The organism is Citrobacter sp. LJND-P06 (assembly GCF_058188415.1).
The window spans coordinates 3596420-3623072 of record NZ_CP187317.1; the positions used below are offsets into that span (position 1 = coordinate 3596420).

The window sequence follows — 26653 nt, forward strand, 5'->3', positions numbered from 1 at the left end:
CGGGGAACACCTGGGCGCGTTTGATGGTGGTCTAAATTCCATCGGTTTATCCCCGCTGGCGCGGGGAACACACCGTTATCGGCGTGTGTCTGTTTCTGATCTGCGGTTTATCCCCGCTGGCGCGGGGAACACGTCGATACTCAACCCGATGTCACTGCGAATCGCGGTTTATCCCCGCTGGCGCGGGGAACACTCATCTGCCATGCTGCGCACCTCGTCAAACGGCGGTTTATCCCCGCTGGCGCGGGGAACACGTTAACGCACTAAATCCCGTCCAGTTGTACGCCGGTTTATCCCCGCTGGCGCGGGGAACACGTTGGCAGCCTGAAATGGAGATGTCTCCCCTCCGGTTTATCCCCGCTGGCGCGGGGAACACTGATGCGCGGCGAGCATGTGGAAGGCCTGAAGCGGTTTATCCCCGCTGGCGCGGGGAACACATCTGGCACGAAACGCGCTGGGTGATTCAGGCCGGTTTATCCCCGCTGGCGCGGGGAACACCCACCGCGCCAGCCTCAGACCAAAAGCCGGGACGGTTTATCCCCGCTGGCGCGGGGAACACGTTTTGCGATTCGGCGGCAAGTCCCGCGAATACGGTTTATCCCCGCTGGCGCGGGGAACACTCTTGAACTATATAACTGATCTCAAAGAGCTTTATCACAGATAAAAATCCACCAACTTTTCCTTGTTTTTAAAGAACTGTAACTTATTGATTTTCCACAGGGTGAAATGCCACTAACCTTAAACCATCCAGGTCTACCGGCATGCGCCTGTTTTCACCCCATGTTTGAAAATCAAATCCTGATTCGTTATTCACCGCCCAGGCCATAACGATATTACCGGTCTGGGCCAGTTCGGTTATCTGCAACCAAATCATTTCACGAACTTTGCGAGAAACCTCTCCCACATAAACACCCGATCTCACTTCGAGTAACCAGACCGCGAGACGCCCCCTCAAGCGCGGTGGGACATTTTCGGTAACAACAACAAGCATACTCATGGTTCTACCCCCGATGCCCCACATCCCCCATAGAAACAGGTTCAGGTATCGCAGGAGGTTGAGCATCTTCAAACGGTTTTGGTAACTCGATTTCCCCGGCAGCCAGAACCTCTTCTATCAATGGGATCAATCGCGCCAGCGTTTTTTGACTCCGAAAAACGTCACGGCAGGCCAGACGTACTTCCTTATCCGGGTTGAGAGGTGTTCGTGCAGCTATCTCAAAAGCCATGGGAACAACACCCTCAAATTTCACAATATCCGCAATATCGTAAACAAATGAGAGTGGTTTACCTGAATGGACAAAACCAATGGCGGGTGCATAACCCGCAGCCAGAATAGCCGCCTCGGTGATGCCATAAAGACAGGCTGTAGCAGCACTTATGCACTGATTTACCACATCCCCTTTTTCCCAGTCTTTTGGGTCATAGCGACGGCCATTCCACTTCACGCCGTAACGTTTCGCCAATAAAACATAAGTCTGGCGAACGCGTGCACCTTCAATTCCCCGTAATTGCTCAACAGAACGCCTGCTGGGTGCAGGCTCACCAAAACGGAGTTCAAACATTTTGCGCACCACTTTAAGACGCAAATCTTCATCCAGCGCCAGTTTTGCCTGATACAGTAATCTGTCGGATCGCGCACCACCCGGCTGACCACTGGCATACATTCGCACCCCAGCCTCCCCCACCCAAACAAGCAAGGTTCCGGTTGTTGCGGCCAGACGCACCGCGGCATGAGAAATTCGGGTGCCCGGCTCAAGCATAATGCAGGCTATCGATCCCACGGGAATATGCGTACGTATGCCTGTTTTATCGATAAGGACAAAAGCGCCGTCAATGACATCAATCTGACCATACTGAAGGAAGATCATCGACGTACGATCTTTCAAAGGGATAGGTGATAAGGGGATGTAGCTCATCTTACCCCCGACGAATCAGCATCAACCCACACCCCATCGCTTTGCTTTTACCCAGTCCGTTTTTCAGGGTCTGCATAAAAAGTGAGGTATTTGTCACCGTCAGGTTTCCGGCAAAATCCACGGTTGTGAACGTTATAGGGCGCTCGCCTGACTTGCGGGCAAAACACTGGCGCTGCTGACCCACCACGTTTACATCCAGCGCATCAATCGCAAAGCCCCCTCTTTCACCCTGTACCTTTAACCACGCAATGGCAGCTTCACTTTGCCTGGCGGCAAATTCGCCTGGGTCTACCCCTTGTAATTTGGCCTGATATTTTGCATCCATTAACACATCGCTTCGCTTACCATTACGCGTCACGACTGGATTGGCCCGCAAAGCAAAAACCAGCGTCATGCCATCCACCAGTTGCGGAGTGAATGGTTTCGTGCTGATAGAAAAAAGAGCGTCTTCCGTAACAGGGGCAACATCCGAGAGCAGATAAAACCGCTCTCCTTGTGGCGTGGATTCATGGCGGAATAAAAACGTTCTTTCATCCTGCTGTGTGAAGAGCTGCCATAACCATTGATGGCTGGCATAGGGCCTGGAAACCTGCCATTTGTGCATCATGGCAGAAGGCAATTTCGTCAAATCAAGTGAGACGCGGGAAAGAAACATTAACCCTCCTCCATGAGATAGCCAGAATGCTGTACGCGGGTCGTAAATTGCCAACGGCGCCGGCTGAGAGGTTGATCACTGCGCTGATGCGTGGCGAATTCTGATACGCCCTCATGCTCCCCTTCCCAGACGCAAAATAACGGCGCGGAACGGATAGCGGCCAGTTCTTCACAATGAAAGCCGTAGCTTTCGTCGGTGTAAGCCCGATGAAACACCGCAGACAACGTTCCCTCGATAATCTGTGGATTTAATGGCAATGCTGGCGGGCAGGATTTCCGCCCCAGGTACAGCGGAAATACGGGCGCCAATAGCGCGCTTGCCAGCACATCAAGCGTGAACGGTGCTTCCGGTGTTTCCCGCACGGCTATGTGATAACAGGCATCGCATCGGTATTCCCGTGAAGTCAGCATTGTTTCTGGTTCATCCGACGAAAGAATCAGTTCATCGCGACGTGTAGCGTAGCAGCGTTTGCGATTCTCTTTGGGCACCTGAACGGTATGGTAATCGCGCACCCAATGCTCACGCGGTGAAAGTGGCCTGACCGCAAAATGATAGTGCTGATTAAAAACCTGAAGTTGCGGCTCATCTTCTCGCCTGATACCCAACGCAGCCGCCAGTAACCCAAGCAGTGCAGAGCGACTGGGTATAGCCGAGGTGTGACGAATTTCCCCCACTGCGGCCTCTCCCCAGGAAACTAACGGCGCATAAAGTTGAAAGATCAGATATCGGGACATCATCACTCCTTACTGGCTGACAAAGTTCAGCAATTCCTGAAGGGTGCCATCGCCCGATTCCACGTTCATTTCATACCGTTGTTCATCAGCCTGCTGCCCATAAGCGCGAGTAAATTTCTGCTGTTGCTGCTGTAAGCGCGTTATTGCCTGAGCATGTTGATCTTCGCCACGCACGGGGCTGAAAAATGCGACAGATAATGCTCGCGGTTGCTGCGTTCCCTTTTCAGCCAGAACATACGAAGCCCATGCGCGTGAAGCGAAGCTATTTTGTTTGCCGCCAGGCGAAACGGTTAACGCTGTCTCAGTAAATGCGCGGAGGGTTCGTTGAACCAGTTCTTCGTTACCGTTAAGATTTTCCAGCAATAAATCGCGGCTAATGCAGATGTAGCTATAGAAAAGCGCCGATGCGAAGCCCTGCTCTCCCATATGGGCTGAACCTGAAGTCTCATTTCCGTTAAGGTCGTCTACAGCCGTAAAGAAATCCTCCTCAACGGTGACAGCACTTACCCCTAAGGCGTGTGCTACCTGGCATGCCGCTTCTACATTGAACTCGGGTTTGGATGCCAACATGCGGCCAAATAGCGCAATATCTACCGCCTGCGCATTAGCGCGCAGCAGTTTTAATTCTTCATCATTTGGTTCGCGATCCTCGGTGATAAGTACCGCCAACAGTTGTTGAATTTGTTGCTGCTCTTCCGGACTGACATGAACCAACTGTTCAATTTCAAGATTATCTTCAGCACTGGCTCCTTTATCACTTTTCAATTTGCCAAACTGGCCGGCAATCTTCCCGGCAATTGATAGCGCCGTTTTCCCGGCAACGCCTTTTTCCTGTAACTGTTTAAAGATTTGGGTTCCCAGGCGGCGAGTGCGGGTGCCGATATGCCCACTTAGCGCATCTTCAAAAACCTCCGACGTGCGCCAGGCGCGTTTCAGGCTTTGCGACGAAACACGCAAACGCTCAACGCCGCCCATAATGGCGGTTTTAGGGCGACCCGTGTCGTCACGGTTTAAATTTGATGGAGCATAAGCGGTAAGAATGTGAAGCTGAATAAATGTTGTCATGATGATTATTCCATTAATTTTAACTATTATTTTTCTGTCGCCAGCAAGTACTCACTAGCCCAGCGCACACTGAAACGGTTAAACGGGTTACTGTCGACAGGCATATTTTCTTCTCGCTGCTGCCATTCACGCATCCACAGAAGAATACCGTCGGCTAACGAAACGATATTGACGCCGTTATCGCCCCGTAACTTCACCGCCCGGGTGAGTTGGCTGCACAATTCGGCGGGTGTCCTGACGGACAGCAGGCGATCAAAACGCAAACGAGAAAGACAAACCGAACCGTTGATTTGTTCGCCAAGCTGGCGAGCAAAGCTCACTTTTGGCTCATCCTTTCGTGCATGGGCGACAACATAAGCCACGATTGCCAGCGCGAAGGTATCACTTTGTTGCAAACGTGCAGCTGCAAAAAGCGACTGATTAAGTTGAAAAAATGCGGCTGTGGTTAAGGCACCAAAAGGCTGCGCAGAGCGGCGTAATTCCGCACGCCAGGCGCGGCCATTTGTCGCAACCCCCTGATGCTGATTATTGCGTTCCTGCAAAAAATCAAACCAGCGGCGCAGCACTTTAGCCGCCGCCGGGTCCGTGAGGATTGTGGGTTTTGCGGTATCAACTTCAAACATCCTGTTTCTCCTCGTACTCATGCGTTAACTGCAACAACACTTTTAAACACTTCTGTTTGTTGAAATTTTTATGAAGGTTAAGGCGGGCGCGCAGAATTCGCGCGAGGTCTGCAACCTCATCAGGGTTGGTAAAAGCACGCTCATCAAATGCCCGGAACAGATAATCACGCAGCGAAATCTGCCACTGAGATAACGCTTCGCGTGCTTCAGGGAATGTGGCTGACGGATTGTGATTTAGACACTTCCACAATGTGCTGAAATCGGCTTCGGTTTGCTGCCAGAACGCGATATCAATGAAGCTGAAGTCTCCTTTCGCTTCTTTTGGCGTTTCGAACCACGCCTCTTTTAATGCGAAGCGCAATAAAGGCAGGCTGCCCGCTGCCAGTTCAACAGCTTGTTGCAGCAGATCTTTTAGTTCGTCCTGATGCGCTGTGGGCAATGTGGATAATGCCAGGCGGTGTTCATACCAGCATCGCGCTTTGGCGTTATCCATGTCATAACCAAAACACCACAGATGAGTAAGCTTCCGTTTGGTATTTGCGCTAACCACTTTGGCGGGAAACGTACAGTTAAGCTTTTCCTCAGACTCAATGACTAAGCCCAGCCAGTCTTTGTAAGCCAGCCCGCCAGGCTGCCCTTTCAACGGGATCATTGGCGCGCTGGCATCTTTTGCCGCGCGACGATAAGGCGAGAGCGGATGAACCCATGTGTCGTACTGCACACCGTAGTTTTTACTGCGCATTCTGGTCAGCAAACCTTCATGCATTTCCCCGCATAAATCGCACTCACCAGGCTGCGTGTGGCTGAAATCAATCTCAAGGCGACGTGGCATCCCCCAGTAAGCCTGAAGGGGATGGGCATTATCCGGTGTCACAATATTTTTCGGCGTTTCACTGCTGCGTGTGGGGGCAAGCCAGGGGAAAATCAGCGGTAGTTGCTCTTTTTGCCAGACATCACGCGTGGGCATGACATTTAGCCAAAGTTTTCGCCACAGCGCTTCGTCCGTTTTACGCGGCACGAGCAGTGTCGTCATCGGCCCACCGCCGCGCATACTGGTACGAAATCCAGCCCCTGCCGCAGGAGAATTCGTCTGTACGGTATACAAGGCTATCGCGGCACAATGCGGGCAAAATTGCTGGTAAGCGTTTCGTTTTACAAAATGATCTTTATTGAGCTTGAGTGTGTTTCCACCTGGCGCATCCACCAGCAAACCCGATATCGACGATGGCTCAACGGGCAGAGCATCAAAATCCTGCAAAAAAGCCGGTTTTTGCGGGCCAAAATGAAATGCTTCAGCAACCCGTTCCAGAGCCTCACACCAGCGCTCCGGTTCGATACTGTCTTCCCAGATATCATCCCACTCTTCTTCATCTCGCGGCGGTGTCGTGGTCTGTATCAGGCCAATCAGCAATTGATAAGCGGCTCCCTGGAAATCCGCCCGTGGCCAGGCCAGTTCAACAATGTCGTTATCGAATAGCTGCCGTGGTGATATTTTCCGGCGCTGCCCGGCGCGGTCGATAACAGGTAGCCAGGCGTCAACAATCAGTGAAAACATATGTTCTCCTGCATAAATCTCCCTTTTATTTATCTGCCTGGTTCAGCAGACCTGATTCATAACTATAAAATTCAGATGCCTTTCCCCTTTCCAGCAGCGCCACCTGCGCCAGTGGATTGCGGATTTTCAACCGCAACTGCTCCAGCGCGTCGCCCTCCAGATGCGGGATATGGGCCGCCATTTTTCTCCACAGCCTTTCACGAACAGACAACCGGCTTTGCTCCCAGGCATGATCTTCCCCTTCGGCATAGGGTTCACCGTCTTGCCAGGCGAGATAGAGATCAACAGTGGCATCACTCAAACGTGTCGCGAGTTCAACATCATCCCAGGGAAAATCACTGGCAATCCGCGAGTAGCCATCATCACGACGAAGCAGCGTTTGTGCGGCAGCCCCGCTGGCGCTTAGATTTTTGCCATAGGCCTGGTCGCTTGCCCGCTCCAGGCCTGGCGGGGCAGAAACGCATTCCTGATAAACCGTTTCGACTAACTCACGGGCATCTTCCGGCATCCTGATGGCACCTTTTTCCCTCAGAATGTGCTGCGTACGCCACAGGCAAGCGTGGTCGGCATAGACAAAACCGGTTCCTGGAATCGTTTCCGTTAACCAGTCAGATTGGGGGGCGTCCTGCCAGGCAGGGGCAAAAATATGCAGTACAGGAAGAATACGCGTCCCGCGCTGATGCCGTTGCAAACGACCCGCGCGCTGAATCAGTAAATCGACCGGTGCCAGGTCGCTAATCATAATATCGAGGTCAATATCCAGGCTTTGCTCAATCACCTGGGTGGCGATAAGCACCTTGCCCTGCCTGCCAGCAGAAGTGCTCTCTTTGCCAAAACGGCTCAATGCCTGGGTTTCAATGTTCATACGGTCAATAAACGCAAAGCGACTATGAAAAAGCAGCAAATCCTCTGCCGGAACGGTTCCACGCTCCTTCAGTTGACGATAAACCTCCGTGGCTTCATCCACCGTATTTCGAATCCAGCAAATACACTGTCCGGCACTTACAGCACTCTCAATCAGTTCAACGGCCTGCTGTGCCTGGGTTAGCCACGCGATACTGACTTCTCGGGCAACCTCCGGACGTGTAGCGGTAAAGCTTTCATGAAGACCTTGAGTGGTCAGCAATGAAAACCAGGGGTACTGCGCATCCGGAGTTGGAGTCGGTAATTTGCCACCCGTCCCTTTTTGGAATGCCCGCAGTAATTTGCTACGTAGCGAGTAGGGCAATGTCGCACTGAGGATTATCGCGCTACCGCCCTGAGCGGCATGGAATTCAAGTAATCCTTCGAGCAGGCGAACCATGTAGCTGTCATAGGCGTGAACCTCATCTAAAATCAGCAGCTTGCCAAAAAGCCCAAGCAATCTCAGCGACTGATGTTTAAACGGCATTGAAGCCATCAATAGCTGGTCGAGTGTGCCAACGCCGACTTCAGCGAGCAGAGATTTTTTCCGTGAATCGGCAAACCAGATATTACAAGCGCTGCTCGCGGCACTTTCGTCTGCCGCATATTGATGCTGCCCGTTATTTTCTTCGCTCCACAATGAATGATTAAACGCATCAGACATATGGCGAGCACCATGTGCTAAAACCAGCGAAGGCATACTGCTTTTTGAAAACAAGGCTCTGTAGGCCAAAGAAAGGCGGTGAAACATCGCGTTTGATGTCGCCATTGTGGGGAGCCCAACGTACAGGCTGTCGCCCTTCCCGGCAGACATCAGGCGATGGGCCAGAATCAGTGCGGCTTCCGTTTTCCCTGCTCCGGTCACATCTTCAAGAACCAGCAGTTGCGGGCCCGGTACTGAAATATCTACCTCTAAAGCCTTTTGCTGAAGCGGTGTTAATTGTTCGATAAAAGGGAATAAGGCCCGGTAGGAGTGAAAGTCCTGGATAGCTGAGGGCGAGGGCAATTGCTGCAATGCCTGCTGTGCCTGCTTCTGGGCTTGTTGCCAATATTCAGTAAGGGGAACGATGTCACTCACCAGAGGAAAGTAAGACTGATTTGAACCCAGCCAGTCGGCCAGCACCGTCAACCCGGCCAGCAGCCAACTCTGCTGTTTTAACTTTTCCCGCCAGGTTTTGTTAGCAAAACATTCAGGTAAGGTATCTATACCAAGCAGGTGTGACAGATCGGTTAGCCAGTTTTCAGCAGCGGCTTTATCTTCTGGCGTAAATGCCAGAGCTCCCTCTACATTCTTTTCCGGTGGTTTTCCGTGGTGCCCTGTCGTGATCCTAAACCAGCAATCCAGCGCATAACTGGATCGCTGCTGATAACTGAAAGGTATTGCGTCGCAAGCCGCTTCTTTCCAGCGAGGCTCCAGGTAATCTATCCACAACCAGTAACCCAGTGAATCATGACGTTCGCAATACGCTTTACCACTCACTGCCGGAACTAATAACGGATGCGCCTCGCGTGATAACTGCTGGAAACCACGAGCAAATTTTCCGAGATCATGAGCGCCGAGCACCCATGCAAACCAACGCGCCGCGTCGCCACGAGCAAATCCAAGTTCAGCAAAAATATCTGCCGCATGAAATTGGTTATTCATCACCATCTGCCAGCCGCATGCTGCAACATCCAGACTGTGCCAGGGTAATAAATGATAAGGAGCACTCTCGACGTCGCCTTTACGGCGCGTTTTTCCCCAATAGTTGAAGTAGCCAGCCCGCTGATTCATCCATGATTACCAAACAAATGTATAGACGACCAATAAAACGTAGATGGGCTTTTTAATGTGTGATTTCAGTCCGTTATTTGTTCACGGAAAAATTCAATTACACAATTAATCGCTACCTGAAAAATTTTCACTGCGCAGATTGAGAATGCTCCCACTTATGCCCCCAACTGCGACTTGATTTCGGTTGAGTCCTGACCCTGGCCAAAAATCAGTGCAGTGCTAAATCAGAGATCTTCGCCTCATCCTGACCAGCATTATCGTCATTGATGTAGACTAAATGCTTAATCAAAGTACCAGGGTATTATTTTGCTTGTGACATGGTGATTTTCTAAACATTTATAAGGACTGACCGGATGACGAGAGACGATTGCTTTAACGCTGCCCGTGAGCTGTTTGTTAAAAACAACGGTAAGTTGATTAACAATATACAGCACGAAGCCATCGTACACGCCCAACATATTGGGGTGTCAGAAGAGCAGTTTTGCGAACTGGAAATCAACAAACATTTTACGCAGTATTTAACCCTCTATTCAGACGATCCTACAGTAAGTGTGATTCGGTTGATGGCTCCAGACGACACCACGCGTAAGCAGCTCCTTCTCGAATACTATCAATCGGTCTCTCAACACCTTGGTATAAGCGTAGAAAACTACTTTGCAATGAATTCAATCAGCGTTTCTGATTTATAAATAGGTCTTTATTTTTCTCTGATAACGCAAATAGGGTCTTAACATGGCTCGCAAGAACCGTAACAAGAAGCTAAAAAAGATTGTGGCCGCTCAGCGTGCGCAGAAATCCAGCTATATGAAGGTGTACAACCGGAGGATGGAAGCCTTTGGCAAAGAAGCAAAGGCATTAATGTCCAGTATGGGAATGAATTATCAAGCTTTCATGGGCGAGCACATTCTGAATATTGTACTGCTGGAAATGGAGCGTGGTCATAGTACGGCCAATATTCGCCAGACGGTTGAAAAAAGCCCTTTTGCGGAACAATATCGTCACCATCAAGAGTATTTAAAGACGTTAAGCGAGTCGCGCCGCCGAGCCATGAGCCGTCCTGACCCGTGGTCGATTGCCCGTAAATCATCGATCCAAATGCAGCCCCGAGTGCTGACATTTAACACAGGGTTGATGTCTACTGCTGGCCTTACACCAACGAAAACCGTTGAACCACGCCTTGTTACGCCCGTGCCAGTGACCTATAACAAAAATACGCGCATCGATACGCCAAACCCGCGTACTTACGATTTACCTGGCCTCCCGGTAAACGCCCCAGGCATGAACACTGACCAAATGGCTGAAGCGCGGGCACTAGTGGGTATCCACTTTCCTGACTTCCTGAAATATCACATCAAGAACAAAGGGAACGGGCTGGACGCTTATCGCCAGGCAGAACGTTACATGGCAGAGTTTTATCCCGCAGCAGTATCGCCAGCTCCGGTAAATGATCGGGTAATCCCCCCCAGAGACCAAATCGAACCGGAAGAGAAAACCAAGCCGGTGACGACCACGGAACCCGTTAAACGCACCTGGACGAAGGAAGAGAAGCAGGAAGCCCGGGAGAAGGCGCAAGCTGCCGCGCGTACGGCACTCGAGCAAAAAGACCCACAGCACATCATTGATCCGGTGATCGTGAATGGCATTGAATATCGCAGTACCTGGCACGCTATGCAGACTCTGAAGATTGGTGAGGATGCTGATGCCCGCCTTTTCCGTCGTGAGGTCAAAGCCAAAGGGGAAGAGATCTGGACGCATGATGGAGGGCAATTCCGCTTTGAGCTGAAAAATAAACGACCGGAACAGATTGCGGCTATCCAACAGGAAGAACAGGAGCTGATCGATGTTGAGTTAAAAGCCAGTGGACGAGTGGCCGAAGTATTCCAGCGCGATCCTCGCGCTCAGGCTGTTTTTCGCAAGCTGGTGATGGAGAACTTTAACGAACGCTGCGCGGTCACGGGTAAGCACCTCAATGGTGTCCTGGAGGCAGCGCACATTGAGGGGGCTGCGGTAGACGGTTGCTATAACGCCAGCAACGGTGTGCTGCTGGCTCCTACGTTCCATAAGTTGTATGACCGTCACATGATGGGCATAAATCCGGAAACCATGACCGTGCATTTTGCGCCGGGCATCGAATGGGAAGAGTACGAAGGGAAAGTGATTACGCCGCTACGCTATCGCCTGGATAAAGATCGCCTGGCGACTCACTGGAAGCAATTTAAAGGGGAGAAAGGGAATTAATATGCTCAATTTGACTGGCGTTAACTTCCTGCCCTTTGTAGGGGAAAAATACCATAACAGCCGCTATGGCGTGCGCGTGTTGGTTCTTGGCGAATCACATTACGGCGTTGAAAAGGATAGCGGCTCTGACTTTACTCAAAAGGTTATTAAGGACTGCGCCTACGTTCCGGGTTTTGCGTTTTTCAGCAAGCTGACAAACGTCCTGCGCGGTCGGACTGACTGGCCGACTGATGAGGAACGCCGCGCCACCTGGCAGCATGTCGCATTTTATAACTTTGTACAGTCATTCGTTGCTGAAGAGGCACGCGTTGCTCCGACCGCTGCAATGTGGGCAGCAGCACAAGCGCCCTTTGTGGAGGTTGTACGGGAACTGGAACCTGATGTAATCCTGGTACTGGGTTCTCGGTTGTGGAACAGCGTAGCAGACCTTCCTCCAACATCCCCAGTTGAATGGTGCGGAATCCTCCACCCCAGCAGTCGAATGGCCTATGAACCCTCAATTGCCGCCCTATCGACATCCATTAGAAAGGCTGGTGGTGTATACGGACAAGATACTATCGAGAGCGTCCAGAGCAAACGGGCTTTGAGTTGATTTAAGTAAACTTTGAGAGATGCTTGAATGGTGCCGATAATAGGAGTCGAACCTACGACCTTCGCATTACGAATGCGCTGCTCTACCAACTGAGCTATATCGGCCCTGATGAGGACATGTCCACAAGTGCGAACACGGGGTAGAAGGTTAAAACTAACCGGGCGATGCGTCAATGGCCTTGCGAATCAAACGCCTATTTTTGCATCACCCGGCGTTAATTATGCACGAATAGTGTCGTCACCAATGCCAATCCACTTGTAAGTGGTCAGTGCTTCCAGTCCCATCGGACCGCGTGCGTGTAATTTTTGCGTGCTCACGGCCACTTCTGCGCCAAGACCAAACTGGCCGCCATCGGTAAAGCGTGTCGAGGCGTTAACGTAAACGGCTGATGAATCCACTTCGTTTACGAAACGGTCGGCGTTGCGCAGCGTACGCGTCAAAATGGCGTCGGAGTGTTGAGTGCCATGCTCACGAATATGGGCAATAGCATCATCGAGGTCAGTCACGATTTTGACATTGAGATCGAGCGACAAAAACTCGTCGTCGTACTCTTGATCTTTCACCGCAACCACGTTCGCCGGTCCCGCGTTCAGCGATGCCAGTGCCACAGGGTCAGCGTGCAGCGTAACGCCGCTCTGCGCCATCTGCTGGCTCAGTGCAGGCAGAAAGCGCTCCGCGATATCCTGATGCACCAGCAGCGTTTCCACCGTGTTACAGGTGCTCGGGCGCTGGGTCTTGGCATTGACGATAATCTTCAGCGCCGGAGCAATCTCTGCGCTGTCATCAACGTAGATATGACATACGCCAATCCCGCCCGTGATCACCGGGATCGTGGCGTGCTCGCGGCACAGTTTGTGCAACCCGGCGCCGCCGCGCGGGATCAGCATGTCGATATATTTATCCATGCGCAGCATTTCGTTCACCAGCGCACGATCCGGGCTGTCGATCGCCTGAACCGCGGCTTCTGGTAGACCGCAGGCTTTTAATGCCTGCTGGATCACGCGTACCGTTGCCGCGTTGGTGCGATACGTCTCTTTCCCGCCGCGCAGAATCGAAGCGTTGCCTGTTTTCAGGCACAGGGACGCAACATCAACGGTGACGTTAGGACGCGCTTCGTAAATGACGCCAATGACGCCCAGCGGCACGCGACGGCGCTCCAGGCGCAGACCGCTGTCCAACAATCCACCGTCGATCACCTGTCCGACCGGATCGGCCAAATTACAGACCTGGCGAACGTCATCGGCAATCGCTTTCAGCCGTGCAGGCGTTAACGCCAGACGATCCAGCATCGCCTCACTCAAACCGTTAGCGCGCGCTTCGGCTACATCCTGCGCATTTGCGTTCAGGATAGTGTCAGTTTGTGCTTCCAGCTCATCGGCTATTTTTTCCAGCACGCGGTTTTTTTCACGACTGGAAAGCAGCGCCAGCTTATACGACGCCGCTTTGGCAGCAATACCCATTTGTTCCAGCATACGTCGCTCCTTAGCGGGTGATCATGTCGTCGCGATGGACGGCAACCGGGCCATATTCATAGCCAAGAATAGCGTCAATCTGTTGAGAGTGGTGACCCGCAATACGGCGCAGCGCGTCGCTGTTGTAGCGGCTAACGCCATGAGCGATATCACGCCCTTCGAGATTGCAGATGCGGATCACTTCACCACGCGAGAAGTTACCTGCCACGCTTTTAATGCCTTTTGGCAATAACGAGCTACCGCGTTCCAGGATCGCTGAAGAAGCCCCTTCATCGACGGTAATTTCACCGGCGGGCGGTGCGCCGAAGATCCAGCGTTTACGGTTTTCCAGTGGAGAAGCCTGTGCGTGGAAGCGTGTGCCGACGGAAACGCCTTCCATCACATCGCCAATAACACCCGGTTTGCTGCCCGCGGCAATGATCGTGTCAATGCCTGCGCGGCAGGCCACATCTGCCGCCTGTAGCTTCGTTCCCATACCGCCCGTCCCAAGGCCAGAAACGCTGTCTCCGGCGATAGAACGCAGCGCGTCATCAATACCGTAAACGTCTTTGATTAACTCGGCTTGCGGGTTGGTGCGCGGATCGGCGGTGAAGAGTCCCTGCTGATCGGTCAGCAGCAGCAGTTTATCGGCACCGGCCAGAATCGCGGCCAGCGCAGAAAGATTGTCATTGTCGCCGACTTTAATTTCAGCGGTCGCAACCGCATCGTTCTCATTAATGACAGGGACGATGTTGTTGTCCAGCAATGCGCGCAGCGTGTCACGGGCGTTAAGAAAACGCTCCCGATCTTCCATATCAGCACGCGTCAGCAGCATCTGCCCGACATGAATGCCATAAATAGAAAATAGCTGTTCCCAAAGCTGGATCAGACGACTCTGCCCTACCGCTGCCAGCAGCTGTTTAGACGCAATGGTCGCCGGAAGCTCTGGATAACCCAGATGTTCACGCCCGGCGGCAATCGCCCCCGAGGTAACGATAACAATACGATGCCCTGCGGCATGTAGCTGCGCACATTGGCGAACAAGTTCAACGATATGGGCACGGTTCAGGCGGCGCGATCCGCCCGTTAGCACACTGGTGCCAAGTTTTACCACCAGCGTCTGACTGTCACTCATGATTCTCTGCCGTTCAAAGTGGGAAAAATGATATCAAACGAACGTTTTATCAGGACTGGCGGCGGTTGCCAATAACCAGCGTACAAAGCATGAGACTTTGTTGAGCAGGATCAGCAAGCGTAGCGGCAATTTTTGACGTTTTTATTACTGCAATAATAAATCACCCTTTTTTAAAAATAGTCTTAATTTGTCATAAAACCTTCACTACCAAACGTTAAAAATCCTCCTGTTTTTTTAACGGGAATCGCACCCGGCAAATTTTAGCGCGTTATTTAAATCAGGAATGAAAATGAAAAAGAGCTCTCTGGCATTAATGGTGATGGGTATTGTTGCATCAGCATCCGTACACGCAGCAGAAGTCTATAACAAAGACGGTAATAAACTGGATGTGTATGGCAAAGTGAAAGCGATGCACTATATGAGCGACAATGACAGTAAAGACGGCGACCAAAGTTATGTGCGTTTTGGGTTTAAAGGTGAAACGCAAATTAATGACCAGTTGACCGGTTATGGTCGCTGGGAAGCGGAATTTGCCGCCAACAAAGCAGAGAGCGATTCATCACAACAAAAAACGCGTCTGGCCTTCGCGGGTTTGAAATTAAATAATATGGGTTCCTTTGATTACGGTCGTAATCTGGGCGCGCTGTATGATGTCGAAGCCTGGACAGATATGTTCCCGGAGTTTGGCGGCGATTCTTCCGCGCAGACCGATAACTTTATGACTAAGCGCGCCAGCGGTCTGGCGACGTACAGAAATACGGACTTCTTCGGCGTTGTCGACGGCCTTGATATCACGTTGCAATATCAGGGGAAAAATGAAGACCGTGATGTGAAAAAACAGAACGGCGACGGTTTTGGTACGTCTCTGACCTATGATTTCGGCGGCAGTGATTTCGCCATCAGCGGCGCGTATACCAACTCTGACCGAACCAATGAGCAAAATCTGCAAAGTCGGGGAACAGGTGATAAAGCAGAAGCCTGGGCGACCGGTTTAAAATATGATGCTAACGATATTTATCTGGCGACGTTCTATTCCGAAACCCGCAATATGACCCCCATTTCGGGAGGTTTTGCGAATAAAACACAAAACTTTGAAGCCGTGGCCCAGTATCAATTTGACTTTGGTCTGCGCCCGTCACTGGGATATGTCCTGTCAAAGGGTAAAGATATTGAAGGTGTAGGCGATGAAGATCTGGTGAATTATATCGATGTTGCCGCGACATATTACTTCAATAAAAATATGTCCGCATTTGTTGATTATAAAATCAACCAACTGGACAGCGACAATAAGCTCGCTATCAACAGCGATGATATCGTTGCTGTGGGGATGACCTACCAATTCTGATGCGTTGGCCGGATGGCTTCACGAAGCCATCCGGTAAAATATCGATTACGCGGATAATTTAACCGGCTCTTTAAAGTTCTCAGCCGGTTCCAGCGCCAGATTTAAAGACTTCAGCAACTCGCGCAATTTTTCATGAAACTCGCGTAAGGTGTATTCCAGTCGATCTACAACCTCAGTCTCTTTTATGGGGACGGCGGTCCAGTTGCCGTCTTTGTCAAACAGACCAAACTGGTAGCTGTAGGTGAAGCGCTTCTCTTGCGCTTCCAGTTCCATCCACCATCCCCAAAACTCACGCTTTTCAGGCGCGGGTTTCACGTTGACGCAAACTGCCAGACAATCGAAAAAAAATCGATTATCTTCGCACTGCCCTTCACGGATGTAAGGGCCGAGCGCGGTGAATTTCTTGATCAACCTACTTCTCGGGTGTCCACTCGGTAACGTCATTGCGATCTCCTTAGGTGAAGCAACTGTTTTACCAAATCGATAAAATTTAGCAATCTCTTAACACAATCTCTGATTGATCCACTCAGAAATTTCTTTCAGTGCTTTGTCAAAATTGCGATACACCGGGTTAAACGGGATCTCCATCAACTTACCGTCCGATGATGAAGATGTGATTAAGCGCGACTCCTCTTCCGGGCTAAACGGATCGTTTTTCCAGAAGCCCGATAACATCGGCGTAGGACAACGTCTGCCTAACAATCCCTGAACCTTCAGAGAGTAACGATTCAGTTCGACCCGCAGCGCCTCATCGGACGCATCGTGCATCCCCAGACGACTGGCCAGAACGTCAAGATACATTTCGGGTACTGACCCCTGGCGTTGCGGATCGCTTAACAGCGCATGTACCACGGGCCCCAGACACGCCACCGCTTTCAAACGAGGCGCTTCAAGATAGGCCAGGCGTACCGCGACGTTAGCGCCAAAGCGAAAACCAAATGCCGCCACGCGGGTATGATCCACCCAGGCAACGTCAGGCAACGCTCTCAGGACATGCTGATGCAATTGACTGGAGTCTTGCGTCAATTTCCATTTTGAGGAGAAGCCCACCGACGGCATATCCAGCGTCAACATGGCGATGCCGCGCGGTGCGAAATAGCGCTCATATAGCGTGTAATAGTCGGTTTGCATGGCATCGAGGCCCCCGCACATTAACACCGTTGGGAACGGGCCATCGCCTTTTGGCATATGCAAAAAGCCCGTCACCGGCGCGCCGCCGGGCACGGAAAATTCTATTTCACGTAATGTACCAGGCAATCTTTGCGCGGCCTCTTCATAGGCACGGTTCGCCAGAGCCTGTGCCTGCTCCGCCAGATCGTCACCTTTCAAATGCGGATAGGCGGCAATACTGTATAAGGTGGCTGCATGTAACCAGTGGCGACCGCTGAGCTTCGCGTCTTGCTCCTGGCTGGCCTTCTGCTGCCACTCCATGGCCTGTTTTGCCCATTCATAGATCCAGTTACCGCCGCGATAGCCAATGACCGTGTCGTACAACTCTTTGTCTGTCCTCTCGGCCTCGCTCATGACAATGCGGGCCTGCACTTCAAGGATTTCACGGGGGTCAACACCGCGCCAGATCCACATTAGACGGTTAACCATGCGATACCAGTGTGGAATGGTTTTACCATCCAGCGTGGACTGCACAGGCGACGACGTTCCGTTATTGAATCGACGGACAAGCGTGGACGTTTCAGGGTGTTTGAAGCGGGGTTTAAACAGGGTTTCGCTGAGGTTAGCCTGTGACATTCGTGCAGCCTCCATAGGTACTTACTGAGGCCTATTGTAACGCGTGTGTGAGTAAAAAGAACAACGCCCGGCATTACCGGGCGTTGAAAATTTCAGAGATTAGCGACCGGAAATCGGCGGAATGAACACGACGCCCATATCCCACGGTTGCTCAATCCAGGTATCCTGAGGAATATCAACAACATAATCGTTCACCAGCGGACGACCAGCCGGTTTTGCGAAGATGGTGACAAAATGTGCCTTAGGATACATTTCACGGATCGCCACAGCGGTGCCGCCGGTATCGACCAGGTCATCGATCACGATGAAACCTTCACCGTCGCCTTCCGCACGTTTCACCACTTTCAGCTCGCGCTGGTTGTCGTGGTCATAGCTGGAAATGCAAACGGTATCGACATGGCGAATACCCAACTCACGCGCCAACAATGCGCCCGGTACCAGACCACCACGGCTAACGGCAATAATGCCTTTCCATTGTTCAGAAGGCAGCAAGCGGCTTGCCAGTTTGCGTGCGTGAATCTGCAACATGTCCCAGGTGACGACGTATTTTTCGCTCATGTGAAGTGTCCCAGCCTGTGTATCTACGGCTTAAAAAGTGTTCGAGGGGGAAATAGGTTGCGCGAGATTATAGAGATCTGACGCGCTAAAAACCAGTGCTTAGCGGAATCTGCCCCTCTTTTACGTGCTTTCTACTACCCGCCGCCGGATAAAGTGGTATTCTCAATTGCATCTCGCAAGCCTGACTTGTGGTGTTTTATATTCTGCTAACCCTGTGCCCTGCAAGAAAGTTTCGCAGGACATCGCCAAGGAGACTCATCGTGTCTGAACTGTCTCAATTATCTCCACAACCGTTGTGGGATATTTTTGCAAAAATTTGTTCAATTCCTCATCCTTCTTATCATGAAGAACAACTCGCTGAGCACATTGTCGGCTGGGCAAACGAGAAAGGTTTCCACGTAGAGCGCGACCAGGTCGGGAATATCCTGATTCGCAAACCTGCTACCGCTGGGATGGAAAACCGCAAGCCGGTCGTCCTGCAGGCGCACCTCGATATGGTGCCGCAGAAAAACAACGACACCGTACACGACTTCGCTAAAGACCCTATCCAGCCGTATATCGACGGCGAATGGGTGAAAGCACGCGGCACAACGCTTGGGGCAGATAACGGCATCGGTATGGCTTCCGCGCTGGCGGTGCTCGCTGACGATAGCGTCGTTCACGGCCCGCTGGAAGTGCTGCTGACCATGACCGAAGAAGCGGGTATGGATGGTGCATTTGGCCTCCAGGCAAATTGGCTGCAGGCAGACATTCTGATCAACACCGACTCCGAAGAAGAAGGTGAGATCTACATGGGATGCGCCGGTGGTATCGACTTCACCTCTAACCTGCCGCTGACCCGCGAAGCGGTTCCCGCAGGTTTCCAGAGCTTCAAACTGACCCTGAAAGGGCTGAAAGGCGGCCACTCTGGCGGCGAAATCCACGTCGGTCTGGGTAATGCCAACAAACTGCTGGTTCGCTTCCTGGCGGGCCACGCTGAAGAGTTAGATCTGCGCCTGGTGGATTTCAACGGCGGTACTCTGCGTAACGCTATCCCGCGTGAAGCCTTTGCTACCGTTGCCGTTGCCGCTGATAAAGTCGATGCCCTGAAAGCTCTGGCGAACACTTATCAGGAAATCCTGAAAAACGAACTGGCGGCAAAAGAGAAAAATCTGGTTGTTCTGCTGGATGCCGTTGCCAACGAGAAAGCGGCGCTGACCACATCCTCTCGCGATGGCTTCATCCGTCTGTTAAACGCCACGCCAAACGGCGTTATCCGCAATTCCGACGTGGCGAAAGGCGTCGTCGAAACCTCCCTGAACGTGGGTGTGGTCACCATGACCGACGACAACGTGGAAATCCACTGCCTGATCCGCTCTCTGATCGACAGCGGTAAAGACTACGTGGTGAGTATGCTGGATTCTCTGGGCAAGCTGGCTGGCGCGAAAACGCAGGCGAAAGGCGGTTACCCAGGCTGGCAGCCGGATGCCAACTCCCCGGTCATGCACCTCGTGCGTGAAACCTATCAGCGTCTGTTTAACAAGACGCCGAACATCCAGATAATCCACGCCGGTCTGGAATGCGGTTTGTTTAAGAAACCGTACCCGGAAATGGACATGGTTTCTATTGGGCCGACCATTACCGGGCCGCACTCCCCGGATGAACAGGTTCATATCGAAAGCGTAGGCCATTACTGGACTCTGCTGACCGAACTGCTGAAAGCAATTCCGGCCAAATAAGTTGCTCTCCTGCCCGGTAGGTTCAGCTTACCGGGCAATTTTCACCTCACGGCTTTTCGCATAACGAAATTGGTAAAAACCGCCCCTCTGGCCTCTACCTGTTGCTCTTTGACTATCTGATAACCTTGCCCAATAAAAAAGGGTCTTGCGGTGATGCTGGCTTCAACCCAAAAAGCCGTGTCAGGATGCCGTTGTTCCAGATGGCGAAGCAGGCAGGTCGCCATCCCCAGACGTTGTGCACCCGGCAAGACAAATAGCAGGTCGATGTAATCCTGTTTGGCCGTGAGGAACCCCACAATTTTCTGTTGGCAAACCGCCACCAGCCCCTCCGATTGCCGCAGTTTCCGCTGCCAGACAATTTCATCAATTTGCGCCCACGCGGCGATCTGTTCCGGCGAGTAATCCTTGCTGGCGCCCTCTCTGATAGCGCTGAGAAAAATCTCGCACAACGCCTCAAAATCATCGGGTTGATATTCCCGAATATAAACGTCCATCGTCATGGTTAAAGCCCCAGTAGCAGTTGTCTTTCCAGTTGCGGATCCAGCAGCGTCACGTGTAATCCGACTAACCGGACGCCGCGTCCTCCCCGACGTTCGTCCCAGGTTTTTCTGGCTGTGGCGATAAGGTCTTCTTTCGTTAACCGAGGCCAGACATGTTCCTGGGTGGTCTGCTGAAAATCATTAAATTTTAATTTGATGCCCTGGCGGGCGATGAGCAAATCCGGCCTCACCTTTGCCAGACGCCGTTCGAGTTCAGGATACAGTCGTTCAATGATCGCTTCGCACTCGGCCCATTCATGAATATCTTCCGCCAGCGTACGCTCAACGCCGACCGATTTACGTAGCCGTTCATTGTTCACATCCCGCTCATCAATGCCCTGACTGCGCTCCCACAGCACCCGACCGAACTTGCCGAAACGTTTGAGTAATATCGCCAGATCGTAGCGCTGCACATCCTCACAGGTGCGTAGCCCCATCGACTCCAGTTTGGCGGCAGACACCTTCCCCACACCCGGGATTTTCGCCAGCGGCAACGTTTTGATAAACGCAGACACATCCGCGGGAGCAATGACATACTGCCCGTTCGGTTTATTAAGATCGGAGGCGATTTTTGCCAGGAATTTCACGGGGGCAATTCCCGCAGAGGCGGTCAATTGCAGCTCGTTAAAGATTGTCTGACGGATCTCCTGGGCAATCAGCGTGGCAGACCCCATGCAGTGAGTACTATCAGTAACATCCAGATAGGCCTCATCCAGTGAAAGCGGTTCGATCAACGAGGTATATCGCGAGAAGATCGCCTGAATTTGGCGAGAGGCCTCTTTATAAGCCTCATAGCGCCCCGGCAATAATGTGAGATGAGGGCACAGTTTAAGCGCCATTCCCGTAGGCATGGCACTACGCACACCAAATTTACGCGCCGGATAGTTCGCTGTGCTGATCACTCCCCGGCGCTCGCGACTGCCGCCGATAGCAACGGGAATATCGCGCAGTGCAGGGTTGTCACGCATTTCAACCGCCGCAAAAAAGCAGTCCATATCGACATGTATGATTTTGCGCATCTTCCTCTCCCCCGCACATTACTGTTTAAGTATACAGTATTAATGTGCAATAAAAAGAGAGTAAATCCGTCCGTTTCCGACTGTACTTTCCCGCCGTGTCTTATATAAAGAAACACTAAATTGTAAACGCAACACGAGAGACTTGCGAAAAACTTCAGTGATGCTAATGTGAGCGCTCAAAACCAGATTAGTCCGATTTGGGGACTCTTTTGCCGTTCTGGCATGTGTAACCGTTTTATCAAGGAAAAAGCAGTATGCGTAAAATCGCATTGTTTATTGCGATGCTTTTGATTCCGTGCGTCTCATTCGCCGGTTTGCTGGGCAGCAGCAGCCCGACCATGCCAGTCAGCAAAGAGTATAAGCAACAGTTGATGGGGTCGCCGGTCTATATTCAGATCTTCAAAGAAGAGCGCACCCTTGATCTCTACGTCAAGATGGGCGAGCAGTATCAATTGCTCGACAGCTACAAAATTTGCAACTATTCCGGTGGATTAGGCCCTAAGCAACGCCAGGGCGATTTCAAAAGTCCTGAAGGCTTCTACAGCGTTCAGCGCAGTCAGCTCAAGCCCGACAGCCGCTTCTACAAAGCCATTAATATCGGTTTCCCCAATGCTTATGACCGTGCTCACGGGTATGAAGGGAAATATCTGATGATTCACGGTGCCTGCGTTTCCGTCGGCTGTTATGCCATGACCGATAACGGCATCGATGAGATTTTCCAGTTTGTTACCGGCGCGCTGGTCTTTGGCCAGTCCAGCGTTCAGGTCAGTATTTACCCGTTCCGCATGACCGATGCAAACATGGAACGCCATAAGTACTCTTATTACAAAGATTTCTGGTCACAGCTAAAACCGGGATACGATTACTTTGAACAGACCCGTAAACCACCGACTATTTCTGTTACCGGTGGCCGTTACGTGGTCAGCAAGCCGTTGAGTCACGAAGTGGTTCAGCCGCAACTGGCATCAAACTACACGCTCCCCGAGACAAAATAATCGCCATTCGCCTGGCATGATCTTTTGCCAGGTTTCATTCCCGGTCAGCGGCTGGGTGGCAATCACGGTGACCACATCATTAGGTGTGGTTTCCGAGCTAAAGTCGATCTCAACATCCTGATCCAGCAATGTCGCCACACCAAACGGCGCACGACGCGTGATCCAGTATAAATTCGTTGAACAGAACGCCATCACATAGCGCCCGTCAGACAGCAGCATATTAAAGACGCCCTTCTCGCGTAATTCCCCTGCCAGCGTGGCAATATATTTAAAGACAGACGTCATATTGCCCGGCGTGCGCGGGTAGCGGGCGGTCAGTTTGTGTAACAGCCAGCAAAAGGCCTTTTCGCTGTCAGTTTCGCCGATGGGACGGAAATTGCCGGTCTCCAGGGATTTATACCCGGTAAGTTGCCCGTTGTGGGCATAACTCCAGTTTCTTCCCCATAGCTCACGCGTAAAGGGATGGGTATTTTCCAGCGCCACTTCCCCACGATTCGCCTGACGAATATGCGCAATCACGGAACACGATTTAATCGGGTAGTCCTGCACCAGTTTCGCAATGGGAGAATTAAAGCTGGGTTGTGGATCTTTGAAAGTGCGACAGCCTTTACCCTCATAGAAGGTAATTCCCCAGCCGTCTTTATGCGGCCCGGTTCCTCCACCACGCTGCACCAGCCCGGTGAAACTAAAACAGATATCGGTGGGCACATTGGCGCTCATCCCGAGCAGTTCGCACATACTTCACCTCCACAACAGCGGGGGTGCAACACCCCCAGCGAAGATTTACTTAACCATCTCTTTTTCAATTAACTGAATCAGGATATGGATAACTTTGATATGAATTTCCTGGATACGATCAGCATAGCCAAAATGCGGTACGCGAATTTCGATATCCGCACTGCCCGCCATTTTTCCGCCGTCTTTACCGGTCAGGGTGATGACTTTCATTCCCTTTTCACGCGCCGCAGCAATTGCCTTGATCACGTTGCCTGAATTTCCTGACGTGGAGATCCCCAGCAGAACGTCACCTTCGCGCCCAACAGCTTCAACGTAGCGGGAGAAGATATAATCGTAGCCAAAATCGTTACTGACGCAGGAGATATGGCTGACATCGGAGATAGCAATGGCCGGATAACCCGGACGGTTTTCACGATAACGACCGGTCAACTCTTCCGCAAAATGCATGGCATCGCAATGGGAGCCGCCGTTACCACAGGAAAGTACCTTGCCGCCCGCTTTGAAACTGTCTGCCAGCAGGACCGCTGCGCGCTGAATGGCGTGAATATTGGCATCATCTTTTAAAAAATTAGCCAGCGTTTCCGCCGCTTCGTTCAGTTCGTTACGAATAAGATCCTGGTACATGAGGATATCCTTCAGCATGAATGTAAATGACAGGATGCAGTGTACCGGATACCACAGGAAGCGAGAAGTACAAGCCACCGGAAGCCCCCTGCCTTTTGATTTTTTGTGCCGGAGAAAACGGCAACAATGTGAGCTCGGTTGTAATTATTTTGTAAACACATTGCTAAAAGAAATAACATCCACTACAACCATATCATCACAAGTGGTCAGACCTCCTACAAGAAAGGGAGCTTTTCGTTATGATGATTTTGAGTATTCTCGCAACAGTTGTTCTGCTCGGTGTACTGTTCTATCACCGCGTAAGCTTATTTCTCAGCAGTCTTATCCTGCTCGCCTGGACAGCCGCGCTTGGCGTCGCTGGCCTGTGGTCAGTTTGGCTGCTGGTTCCTCTGGCCATTATCCTCGTACCGTTTAACTTTACGCCGATGCGTAAATCGATGATTTCTGCCCCGGTGTTTCGCGGTTTTCGTAAAGTGATGCCGCCAATGTCACGCACCGAGAAAGAAGCTATCGACGCGGGTACGACCTGGTGGGAAGGCGATTTATTCCAGGGCAAACCCGACTGGAAGAAACTGCACAACTATCCACAGCCTCATTTAACCGCTGAAGAGCAGGCGTTCATTGATGGCCCGGTGGAAGAAGCCTGTCGCATGGCGAACGATTTCCAGATAACCCATGAACTGGCCGATCTTCCTCCTGAGCTGTGGGCCTATCTGAAAGAGCATCGCTTCTTCGCGATGATCATCAAGAAAGAGTACGGCGGCCTCGAGTTCTCCGCCTATGCGCAATCTCGCGTACTGCAAAAACTCTCTGGCGTCTCCGGGATCCTGTCAATCACCGTGGGCGTTCCTAACTCGTTAGGCCCAGGTGAGCTGCTGCAACATTACGGTACTGAAGAACAGAAAAACCATTACCTGCCGCGTCTGGCGCGGGGGCAGGAGATCCCTTGCTTTGCGTTGACCAGCCCGGAAGCCGGTTCTGATGCTGGCGCGATCCCAGACACCGGTGTAGTTTGCATGGGTGAATGGCAGGGTCAGCAGGTGCTGGGGATGCGTCTGACCTGGAACAAGCGTTACATTACGCTGGCGCCTATCGCCACGGTACTGGGTCTGGCGTTTAAACTCTCAGACCCGGAAAAACTGCTGGGCGGCGAAGAAGATCTGGGCATCACCTGTGCGCTGATCCCGACCGCCACGCCGGGCGTTGAAATCGGTCGCCGTCACTTCCCGTTAAACGTTCCATTCCAGAACGGCCCGACACGCGGAAAAGATATTTTCGTCCCGATCGATTACATCATTGGTGGGCCGAAAATGGCCGGTCAGGGCTGGCGTATGCTGGTGGAATGTCTGTCGGTTGGCCGTGGCATTACCCTGCCGTCTAACTCTACCGGTGGCGTCAAATCGGTAGCCCTGGCGACCGGCGCCTATGCGCATATTCGCCGTCAGTTCAAAATTTCTATCGGTAAAATGGAAGGGATTGAAGAACCGTTGGCGCGTATTGCAGGCAATGCCTACGTGATGGACGCGGCGGCGTCGTTGGTTACGTACGGTATTATGCTGGGCGAAAAACCTGCGGTGCTCTCTGCCATTGTGAAGTACCACTGTACCCATCGCGGGCAGCAGTCCATTGTCGATGCAATGGACATCACGGGCGGTAAAGGCATCATGCTGGGCGAAAGCAACTTCCTGGCCCGTGCTTATCAGGGCGCCCCGATCGCCATTACCGTTGAAGGCGCAAACATTCTGACCCGCAGCATGATGATCTTCGGACAAGGCGCCATTCGTTGCCATCCTTACGTCCTCGAAGAGATGACCGCCGCGCAGAAAAACGACGTCAATGCCTTCGATAAATTGTTGTTCAAACACATTGGTCATGTCGGCAGCAATAAAGTGCGCAGCTTTTGGCTGGGCTTGACGCGCGGATTAACCAGCTACTCGCCGACAGGGGATGCCACGAAGCGTTACTATCAGCATCTGAACCGCCTGAGCGCCAACCTGGCCCTGCTTTCCGATGTCTCGATGGCGGTGCTGGGCGGTAGCTTGAAACGTCGTGAGCGCATCTCTGCACGCCTGGGCGATATTTTAAGTCAATTGTATCTCGCCTCTGCCGTCCTGAAGCGTTATGACGATGAGGGCCGTCACGAAGCCGACCTGCCGCTGGTTCACTGGGGCGTTCAGGATGCGTTGTATCAGGCTGAACAGGCGATGGACGATCTTCTGCAAAACTTCCCGAACCGTTTGGTGGCAGGTTTACTGAATGTGGTGATCTTCCCGACAGGTCGCCACTACCACGCACCTTCCGACAAACTGGATCATAAAGTCGCGAAGATTCTGCAGACACCGAGCGCAACCCGTACCCGCATTGGTCGTGGCCAGTATCTGACGCCAAGCGAACATAACCCGGTCGGCTTACTCGAACAAGCGCTGCTGGATGTGATGGCCGCCGACCCTATCCACCAGCGTATCTGCAAAGAGCTGGGTAAAAACTTGTCATTTACCCGTCTGGACGAGCTGGCGCATAACGCACTGGCGAAAGGGTTGATTGACAAAGATGAAGCAGCGATTCTGGTCAAAGCCGAAGCAAGCCGTCTGCGCAGTATCAACGTTGATGATTTTGAACCTGAGGAGCTGGCGACACAGCCGGTAAAGTTGCCGGAGAAAGTGCGTAAAGTCGAAGCCGCATAAACATCCGCTACCCGTTCCAGCCCCGCTTTAGGCGGGGCTTTTTTAT

Annotated in this window: 24 protein-coding genes, 1 tRNA gene and 1 CRISPR repeat array (1 of these 26 only partly in view); of the genes, 7 read left to right on the forward strand and 18 right to left on the reverse strand. The window is 52.0% G+C overall.

The window, feature by feature from the left end:
• Positions 1–620: a CRISPR direct-repeat array (repeat unit 29 nt; unit sequence CGGTTTATCCCCGCTGGCGCGGGGAACAC); it begins 2703 nt to the left of the window's first position.
• Positions 621–703: 83 nt separating this feature from the next.
• From cas2e to cas3, 8 genes are read right to left on the reverse strand one after another with little or no spacing between them, the layout of a single operon-like run.
• Positions 704–997 (reverse strand): type I-E CRISPR-associated endoribonuclease Cas2e, encoded by a 294-nt coding sequence (cas2e, locus tag ACO7SM_RS17055; RefSeq protein ID WP_490468514.1) that lies wholly within the window; start codon positions 995–997, stop codon positions 704–706.
• A 4-nt stretch (positions 998–1001) separates the two neighbouring features.
• On the reverse strand, positions 1002–1916 hold the full coding sequence (cas1e, locus tag ACO7SM_RS17060) for a type I-E CRISPR-associated endonuclease Cas1e (protein ID WP_490468515.1): 915 nt from the start codon (positions 1914–1916) through the stop codon (positions 1002–1004).
• A gap of 1 nt (position 1917) precedes the next feature.
• Positions 1918–2571 carry a type I-E CRISPR-associated protein Cas6/Cse3/CasE gene (gene cas6e / locus ACO7SM_RS17065; protein WP_490468516.1) on the reverse strand — a complete coding sequence of 218 codons (654 nt, stop codon included), beginning with the start codon at positions 2569–2571 and terminating at the stop codon, positions 1918–1920.
• Positions 2571–3305 (reverse strand): type I-E CRISPR-associated protein Cas5/CasD, encoded by a 735-nt coding sequence (cas5e, locus tag ACO7SM_RS17070; protein ID WP_490470974.1) that lies wholly within the window; start codon positions 3303–3305, stop codon positions 2571–2573. The genes cas6e and cas5e overlap by 1 nt, the downstream gene beginning before the upstream one ends.
• A 9-nt stretch (positions 3306–3314) precedes the next feature.
• Positions 3315–4370 carry a type I-E CRISPR-associated protein Cas7/Cse4/CasC gene (gene cas7e / locus ACO7SM_RS17075; RefSeq protein ID WP_490468517.1) on the reverse strand — a complete coding sequence of 352 codons (1056 nt, stop codon included), beginning with the start codon at positions 4368–4370 and terminating at the stop codon, positions 3315–3317.
• Between the two features lie 26 nt (positions 4371–4396).
• Entirely contained in the window at positions 4397–4993 is a 597-nt protein-coding gene (gene casB, locus ACO7SM_RS17080; RefSeq protein ID WP_490468518.1) for a type I-E CRISPR-associated protein Cse2/CasB, read from the reverse strand.
• Positions 4986–6548, reverse strand: coding sequence for a type I-E CRISPR-associated protein Cse1/CasA (casA, locus tag ACO7SM_RS17085; protein WP_490468519.1), 1563 nt, complete (start codon positions 6546–6548; stop codon positions 4986–4988). Before casA ends, casB begins: the two co-directional genes overlap by 8 nt.
• Positions 6549–6573: 25 nt before the next feature.
• Positions 6574–9225: a CRISPR-associated helicase Cas3' gene (cas3, locus tag ACO7SM_RS17090; RefSeq protein ID WP_490468520.1), complete on the reverse strand. Its 2652-nt coding sequence runs from the start codon at positions 9223–9225 to the stop codon at positions 6574–6576.
• 353 nt (positions 9226–9578) lie between these two features.
• Between cas3 and ACO7SM_RS17095 the strand changes: the two genes are divergently transcribed.
• Genes ACO7SM_RS17095 through ACO7SM_RS17105 form a run of 3 tightly spaced genes read left to right on the forward strand, consistent with a single transcriptional unit; the run spans position 9579 to position 12055 of the window.
• Positions 9579–9914 carry a DUF6388 family protein gene (locus tag ACO7SM_RS17095; RefSeq protein WP_490468521.1) on the forward strand — a complete coding sequence of 112 codons (336 nt, stop codon included), beginning with the start codon at positions 9579–9581 and terminating at the stop codon, positions 9912–9914.
• Between the two features lie 43 nt (positions 9915–9957).
• The gene (locus tag ACO7SM_RS17100; RefSeq protein ID WP_490468522.1) at positions 9958–11463 is read left to right on the forward strand and encodes an HNH endonuclease; all 1506 of its coding nucleotides are present in this window, start codon (positions 9958–9960) and stop codon (positions 11461–11463) included.
• Between the two features lies 1 nt (position 11464).
• On the forward strand, positions 11465–12055 hold the full coding sequence (locus ACO7SM_RS17105) for a hypothetical protein (protein ID WP_490468523.1): 591 nt from the start codon (positions 11465–11467) through the stop codon (positions 12053–12055).
• A gap of 28 nt (positions 12056–12083) precedes the next feature.
• Here the strand turns inward: ACO7SM_RS17105 and ACO7SM_RS17110 are convergent.
• The 3 genes from ACO7SM_RS17110 to proB form a co-directional block, all read right to left on the reverse strand.
• Positions 12084–12159, reverse strand: a tRNA-Thr gene (locus ACO7SM_RS17110).
• A gap of 114 nt (positions 12160–12273) precedes the next feature.
• Positions 12274–13527 (reverse strand): glutamate-5-semialdehyde dehydrogenase, encoded by a 1254-nt coding sequence (gene proA, locus ACO7SM_RS17115; protein WP_490468524.1) that lies wholly within the window; start codon positions 13525–13527, stop codon positions 12274–12276.
• 10 nt (positions 13528–13537) lie between these two features.
• Entirely contained in the window at positions 13538–14641 is a 1104-nt protein-coding gene (gene proB, locus ACO7SM_RS17120; protein WP_490468525.1) for a glutamate 5-kinase, read from the reverse strand.
• 289 nt (positions 14642–14930) lie between these two features.
• Here proB and phoE point away from each other — a divergent pair, with 289 nt between their 5' ends.
• Positions 14931–15986, forward strand: coding sequence for a phosphoporin PhoE (gene phoE / locus ACO7SM_RS17125; RefSeq protein ID WP_490468526.1), 1056 nt, complete (start codon positions 14931–14933; stop codon positions 15984–15986).
• Between the two features lie 45 nt (positions 15987–16031).
• Here the strand turns inward: phoE and crl are convergent, their stop codons facing one another.
• The 3 genes from crl to gpt all read right to left on the reverse strand — a co-directional run bounded on the left by crl (position 16032) and on the right by gpt (position 18290).
• Entirely contained in the window at positions 16032–16430 is a 399-nt protein-coding gene (gene crl / locus ACO7SM_RS17130; protein ID WP_490468527.1) for a sigma factor-binding protein Crl, read from the reverse strand.
• Between the two features lie 57 nt (positions 16431–16487).
• Positions 16488–17732, reverse strand: a complete 1245-nt coding sequence (gene frsA, locus ACO7SM_RS17135; protein ID WP_490468528.1) for an esterase FrsA — start codon at positions 17730–17732, stop codon at positions 16488–16490.
• Positions 17733–17831: 99 nt separating this feature from the next.
• Positions 17832–18290, reverse strand: coding sequence for a xanthine phosphoribosyltransferase (gene gpt / locus ACO7SM_RS17140; RefSeq protein WP_203358818.1), 459 nt, complete (start codon positions 18288–18290; stop codon positions 17832–17834).
• A 260-nt stretch (positions 18291–18550) separates the two neighbouring features.
• On the opposite strand from gpt, the gene pepD reads away from it, so the two are divergent.
• Positions 18551–20008 carry a cytosol nonspecific dipeptidase gene (gene pepD, locus ACO7SM_RS17145; RefSeq protein ID WP_490468529.1) on the forward strand — a complete coding sequence of 486 codons (1458 nt, stop codon included), beginning with the start codon at positions 18551–18553 and terminating at the stop codon, positions 20006–20008.
• A 41-nt stretch (positions 20009–20049) separates the two neighbouring features.
• Here pepD and ACO7SM_RS17150 read toward each other — a convergent pair whose 3' ends face one another.
• On the reverse strand, positions 20050–20502 hold the full coding sequence (locus tag ACO7SM_RS17150) for a GNAT family N-acetyltransferase (protein ID WP_490470975.1): 453 nt from the start codon (positions 20500–20502) through the stop codon (positions 20050–20052).
• Positions 20503–20510: 8 nt separating this feature from the next.
• Positions 20511–21566, reverse strand: a complete 1056-nt coding sequence (gene dinB / locus ACO7SM_RS17155; RefSeq protein WP_490468530.1) for a DNA polymerase IV — start codon at positions 21564–21566, stop codon at positions 20511–20513.
• Between the two features lie 254 nt (positions 21567–21820).
• On the opposite strand from dinB, the gene dpaA reads away from it, so the two are divergent.
• Positions 21821–22561: a peptidoglycan meso-diaminopimelic acid protein amidase gene (gene dpaA, locus ACO7SM_RS17160; RefSeq protein WP_490468531.1), complete on the forward strand. Its 741-nt coding sequence runs from the start codon at positions 21821–21823 to the stop codon at positions 22559–22561.
• Here dpaA and ACO7SM_RS17165 read toward each other — a convergent pair.
• A complete protein-coding gene (locus tag ACO7SM_RS17165; RefSeq protein WP_192611190.1) occupies positions 22532–23299 on the reverse strand; it encodes a class II glutamine amidotransferase in 768 nt (255 codons plus the stop codon). The genes dpaA and ACO7SM_RS17165 overlap by 30 nt on opposite strands.
• A 45-nt stretch (positions 23300–23344) precedes the next feature.
• Positions 23345–23923, reverse strand: coding sequence for a D-sedoheptulose 7-phosphate isomerase (gene lpcA / locus ACO7SM_RS17170; RefSeq protein ID WP_490468532.1), 579 nt, complete (start codon positions 23921–23923; stop codon positions 23345–23347).
• A 239-nt stretch (positions 23924–24162) separates the two neighbouring features.
• Between lpcA and fadE the strand changes: the two genes are divergently transcribed.
• Positions 24163–26607 (forward strand): acyl-CoA dehydrogenase FadE, encoded by a 2445-nt coding sequence (gene fadE / locus ACO7SM_RS17175; RefSeq protein WP_490468533.1) that lies wholly within the window; start codon positions 24163–24165, stop codon positions 26605–26607.
• Positions 26608–26653 lie beyond the last annotated feature (46 nt).

What these genes read in the sequence shown, in the direction of transcription:
- lpcA (WP_490468532.1), bottom strand. Translation starts at nt 23,923, where the DNA reads ATGTACCAGGATCTTATTCGTAACGAACTGAACGAAGCGGCGGAAACG.
- ACO7SM_RS17100 (WP_490468522.1), top strand. Translation starts at nt 9,958, where the DNA reads ATGGCTCGCAAGAACCGTAACAAGAAGCTAAAAAAGATTGTGGCCGCT.
- proB (WP_490468525.1), bottom strand. Translation starts at nt 14,641, where the DNA reads ATGAGTGACAGTCAGACGCTGGTGGTAAAACTTGGCACCAGTGTGCTA.
- fadE (WP_490468533.1), top strand. Translation starts at nt 24,163, where the DNA reads ATGATGATTTTGAGTATTCTCGCAACAGTTGTTCTGCTCGGTGTACTG.
- cas6e (WP_490468516.1), bottom strand. Translation starts at nt 2,571, where the DNA reads ATGTTTCTTTCCCGCGTCTCACTTGATTTGACGAAATTGCCTTCTGCC.
- crl (WP_490468527.1), bottom strand. Translation starts at nt 16,430, where the DNA reads ATGACGTTACCGAGTGGACACCCGAGAAGTAGGTTGATCAAGAAATTC.
- cas7e (WP_490468517.1), bottom strand. Translation starts at nt 4,370, where the DNA reads ATGACAACATTTATTCAGCTTCACATTCTTACCGCTTATGCTCCATCA.
- dinB (WP_490468530.1), bottom strand. Translation starts at nt 21,566, where the DNA reads ATGCGCAAAATCATACATGTCGATATGGACTGCTTTTTTGCGGCGGTT.
- frsA (WP_490468528.1), bottom strand. Translation starts at nt 17,732, where the DNA reads ATGTCACAGGCTAACCTCAGCGAAACCCTGTTTAAACCCCGCTTCAAA.
- ACO7SM_RS17150 (WP_490470975.1), bottom strand. Translation starts at nt 20,502, where the DNA reads ATGGACGTTTATATTCGGGAATATCAACCCGATGATTTTGAGGCGTTG.
- casA (WP_490468519.1), bottom strand. Translation starts at nt 6,548, where the DNA reads ATGTTTTCACTGATTGTTGACGCCTGGCTACCTGTTATCGACCGCGCC.
- gpt (WP_203358818.1), bottom strand. Translation starts at nt 18,290, where the DNA reads ATGAGCGAAAAATACGTCGTCACCTGGGACATGTTGCAGATTCACGCA.
- proA (WP_490468524.1), bottom strand. Translation starts at nt 13,527, where the DNA reads ATGCTGGAACAAATGGGTATTGCTGCCAAAGCGGCGTCGTATAAGCTG.
- cas2e (WP_490468514.1), bottom strand. Translation starts at nt 997, where the DNA reads ATGAGTATGCTTGTTGTTGTTACCGAAAATGTCCCACCGCGCTTGAGG.
- casB (WP_490468518.1), bottom strand. Translation starts at nt 4,993, where the DNA reads ATGTTTGAAGTTGATACCGCAAAACCCACAATCCTCACGGACCCGGCG.
- cas3 (WP_490468520.1), bottom strand. Translation starts at nt 9,225, where the DNA reads ATGAATCAGCGGGCTGGCTACTTCAACTATTGGGGAAAAACGCGCCGT.
- ACO7SM_RS17095 (WP_490468521.1), top strand. Translation starts at nt 9,579, where the DNA reads ATGACGAGAGACGATTGCTTTAACGCTGCCCGTGAGCTGTTTGTTAAA.
- ACO7SM_RS17105 (WP_490468523.1), top strand. Translation starts at nt 11,465, where the DNA reads ATGCTCAATTTGACTGGCGTTAACTTCCTGCCCTTTGTAGGGGAAAAA.
- phoE (WP_490468526.1), top strand. Translation starts at nt 14,931, where the DNA reads ATGAAAAAGAGCTCTCTGGCATTAATGGTGATGGGTATTGTTGCATCA.
- cas5e (WP_490470974.1), bottom strand. Translation starts at nt 3,305, where the DNA reads ATGTCCCGATATCTGATCTTTCAACTTTATGCGCCGTTAGTTTCCTGG.
- cas1e (WP_490468515.1), bottom strand. Translation starts at nt 1,916, where the DNA reads ATGAGCTACATCCCCTTATCACCTATCCCTTTGAAAGATCGTACGTCG.
- dpaA (WP_490468531.1), top strand. Translation starts at nt 21,821, where the DNA reads ATGCGTAAAATCGCATTGTTTATTGCGATGCTTTTGATTCCGTGCGTC.
- ACO7SM_RS17165 (WP_192611190.1), bottom strand. Translation starts at nt 23,299, where the DNA reads ATGTGCGAACTGCTCGGGATGAGCGCCAATGTGCCCACCGATATCTGT.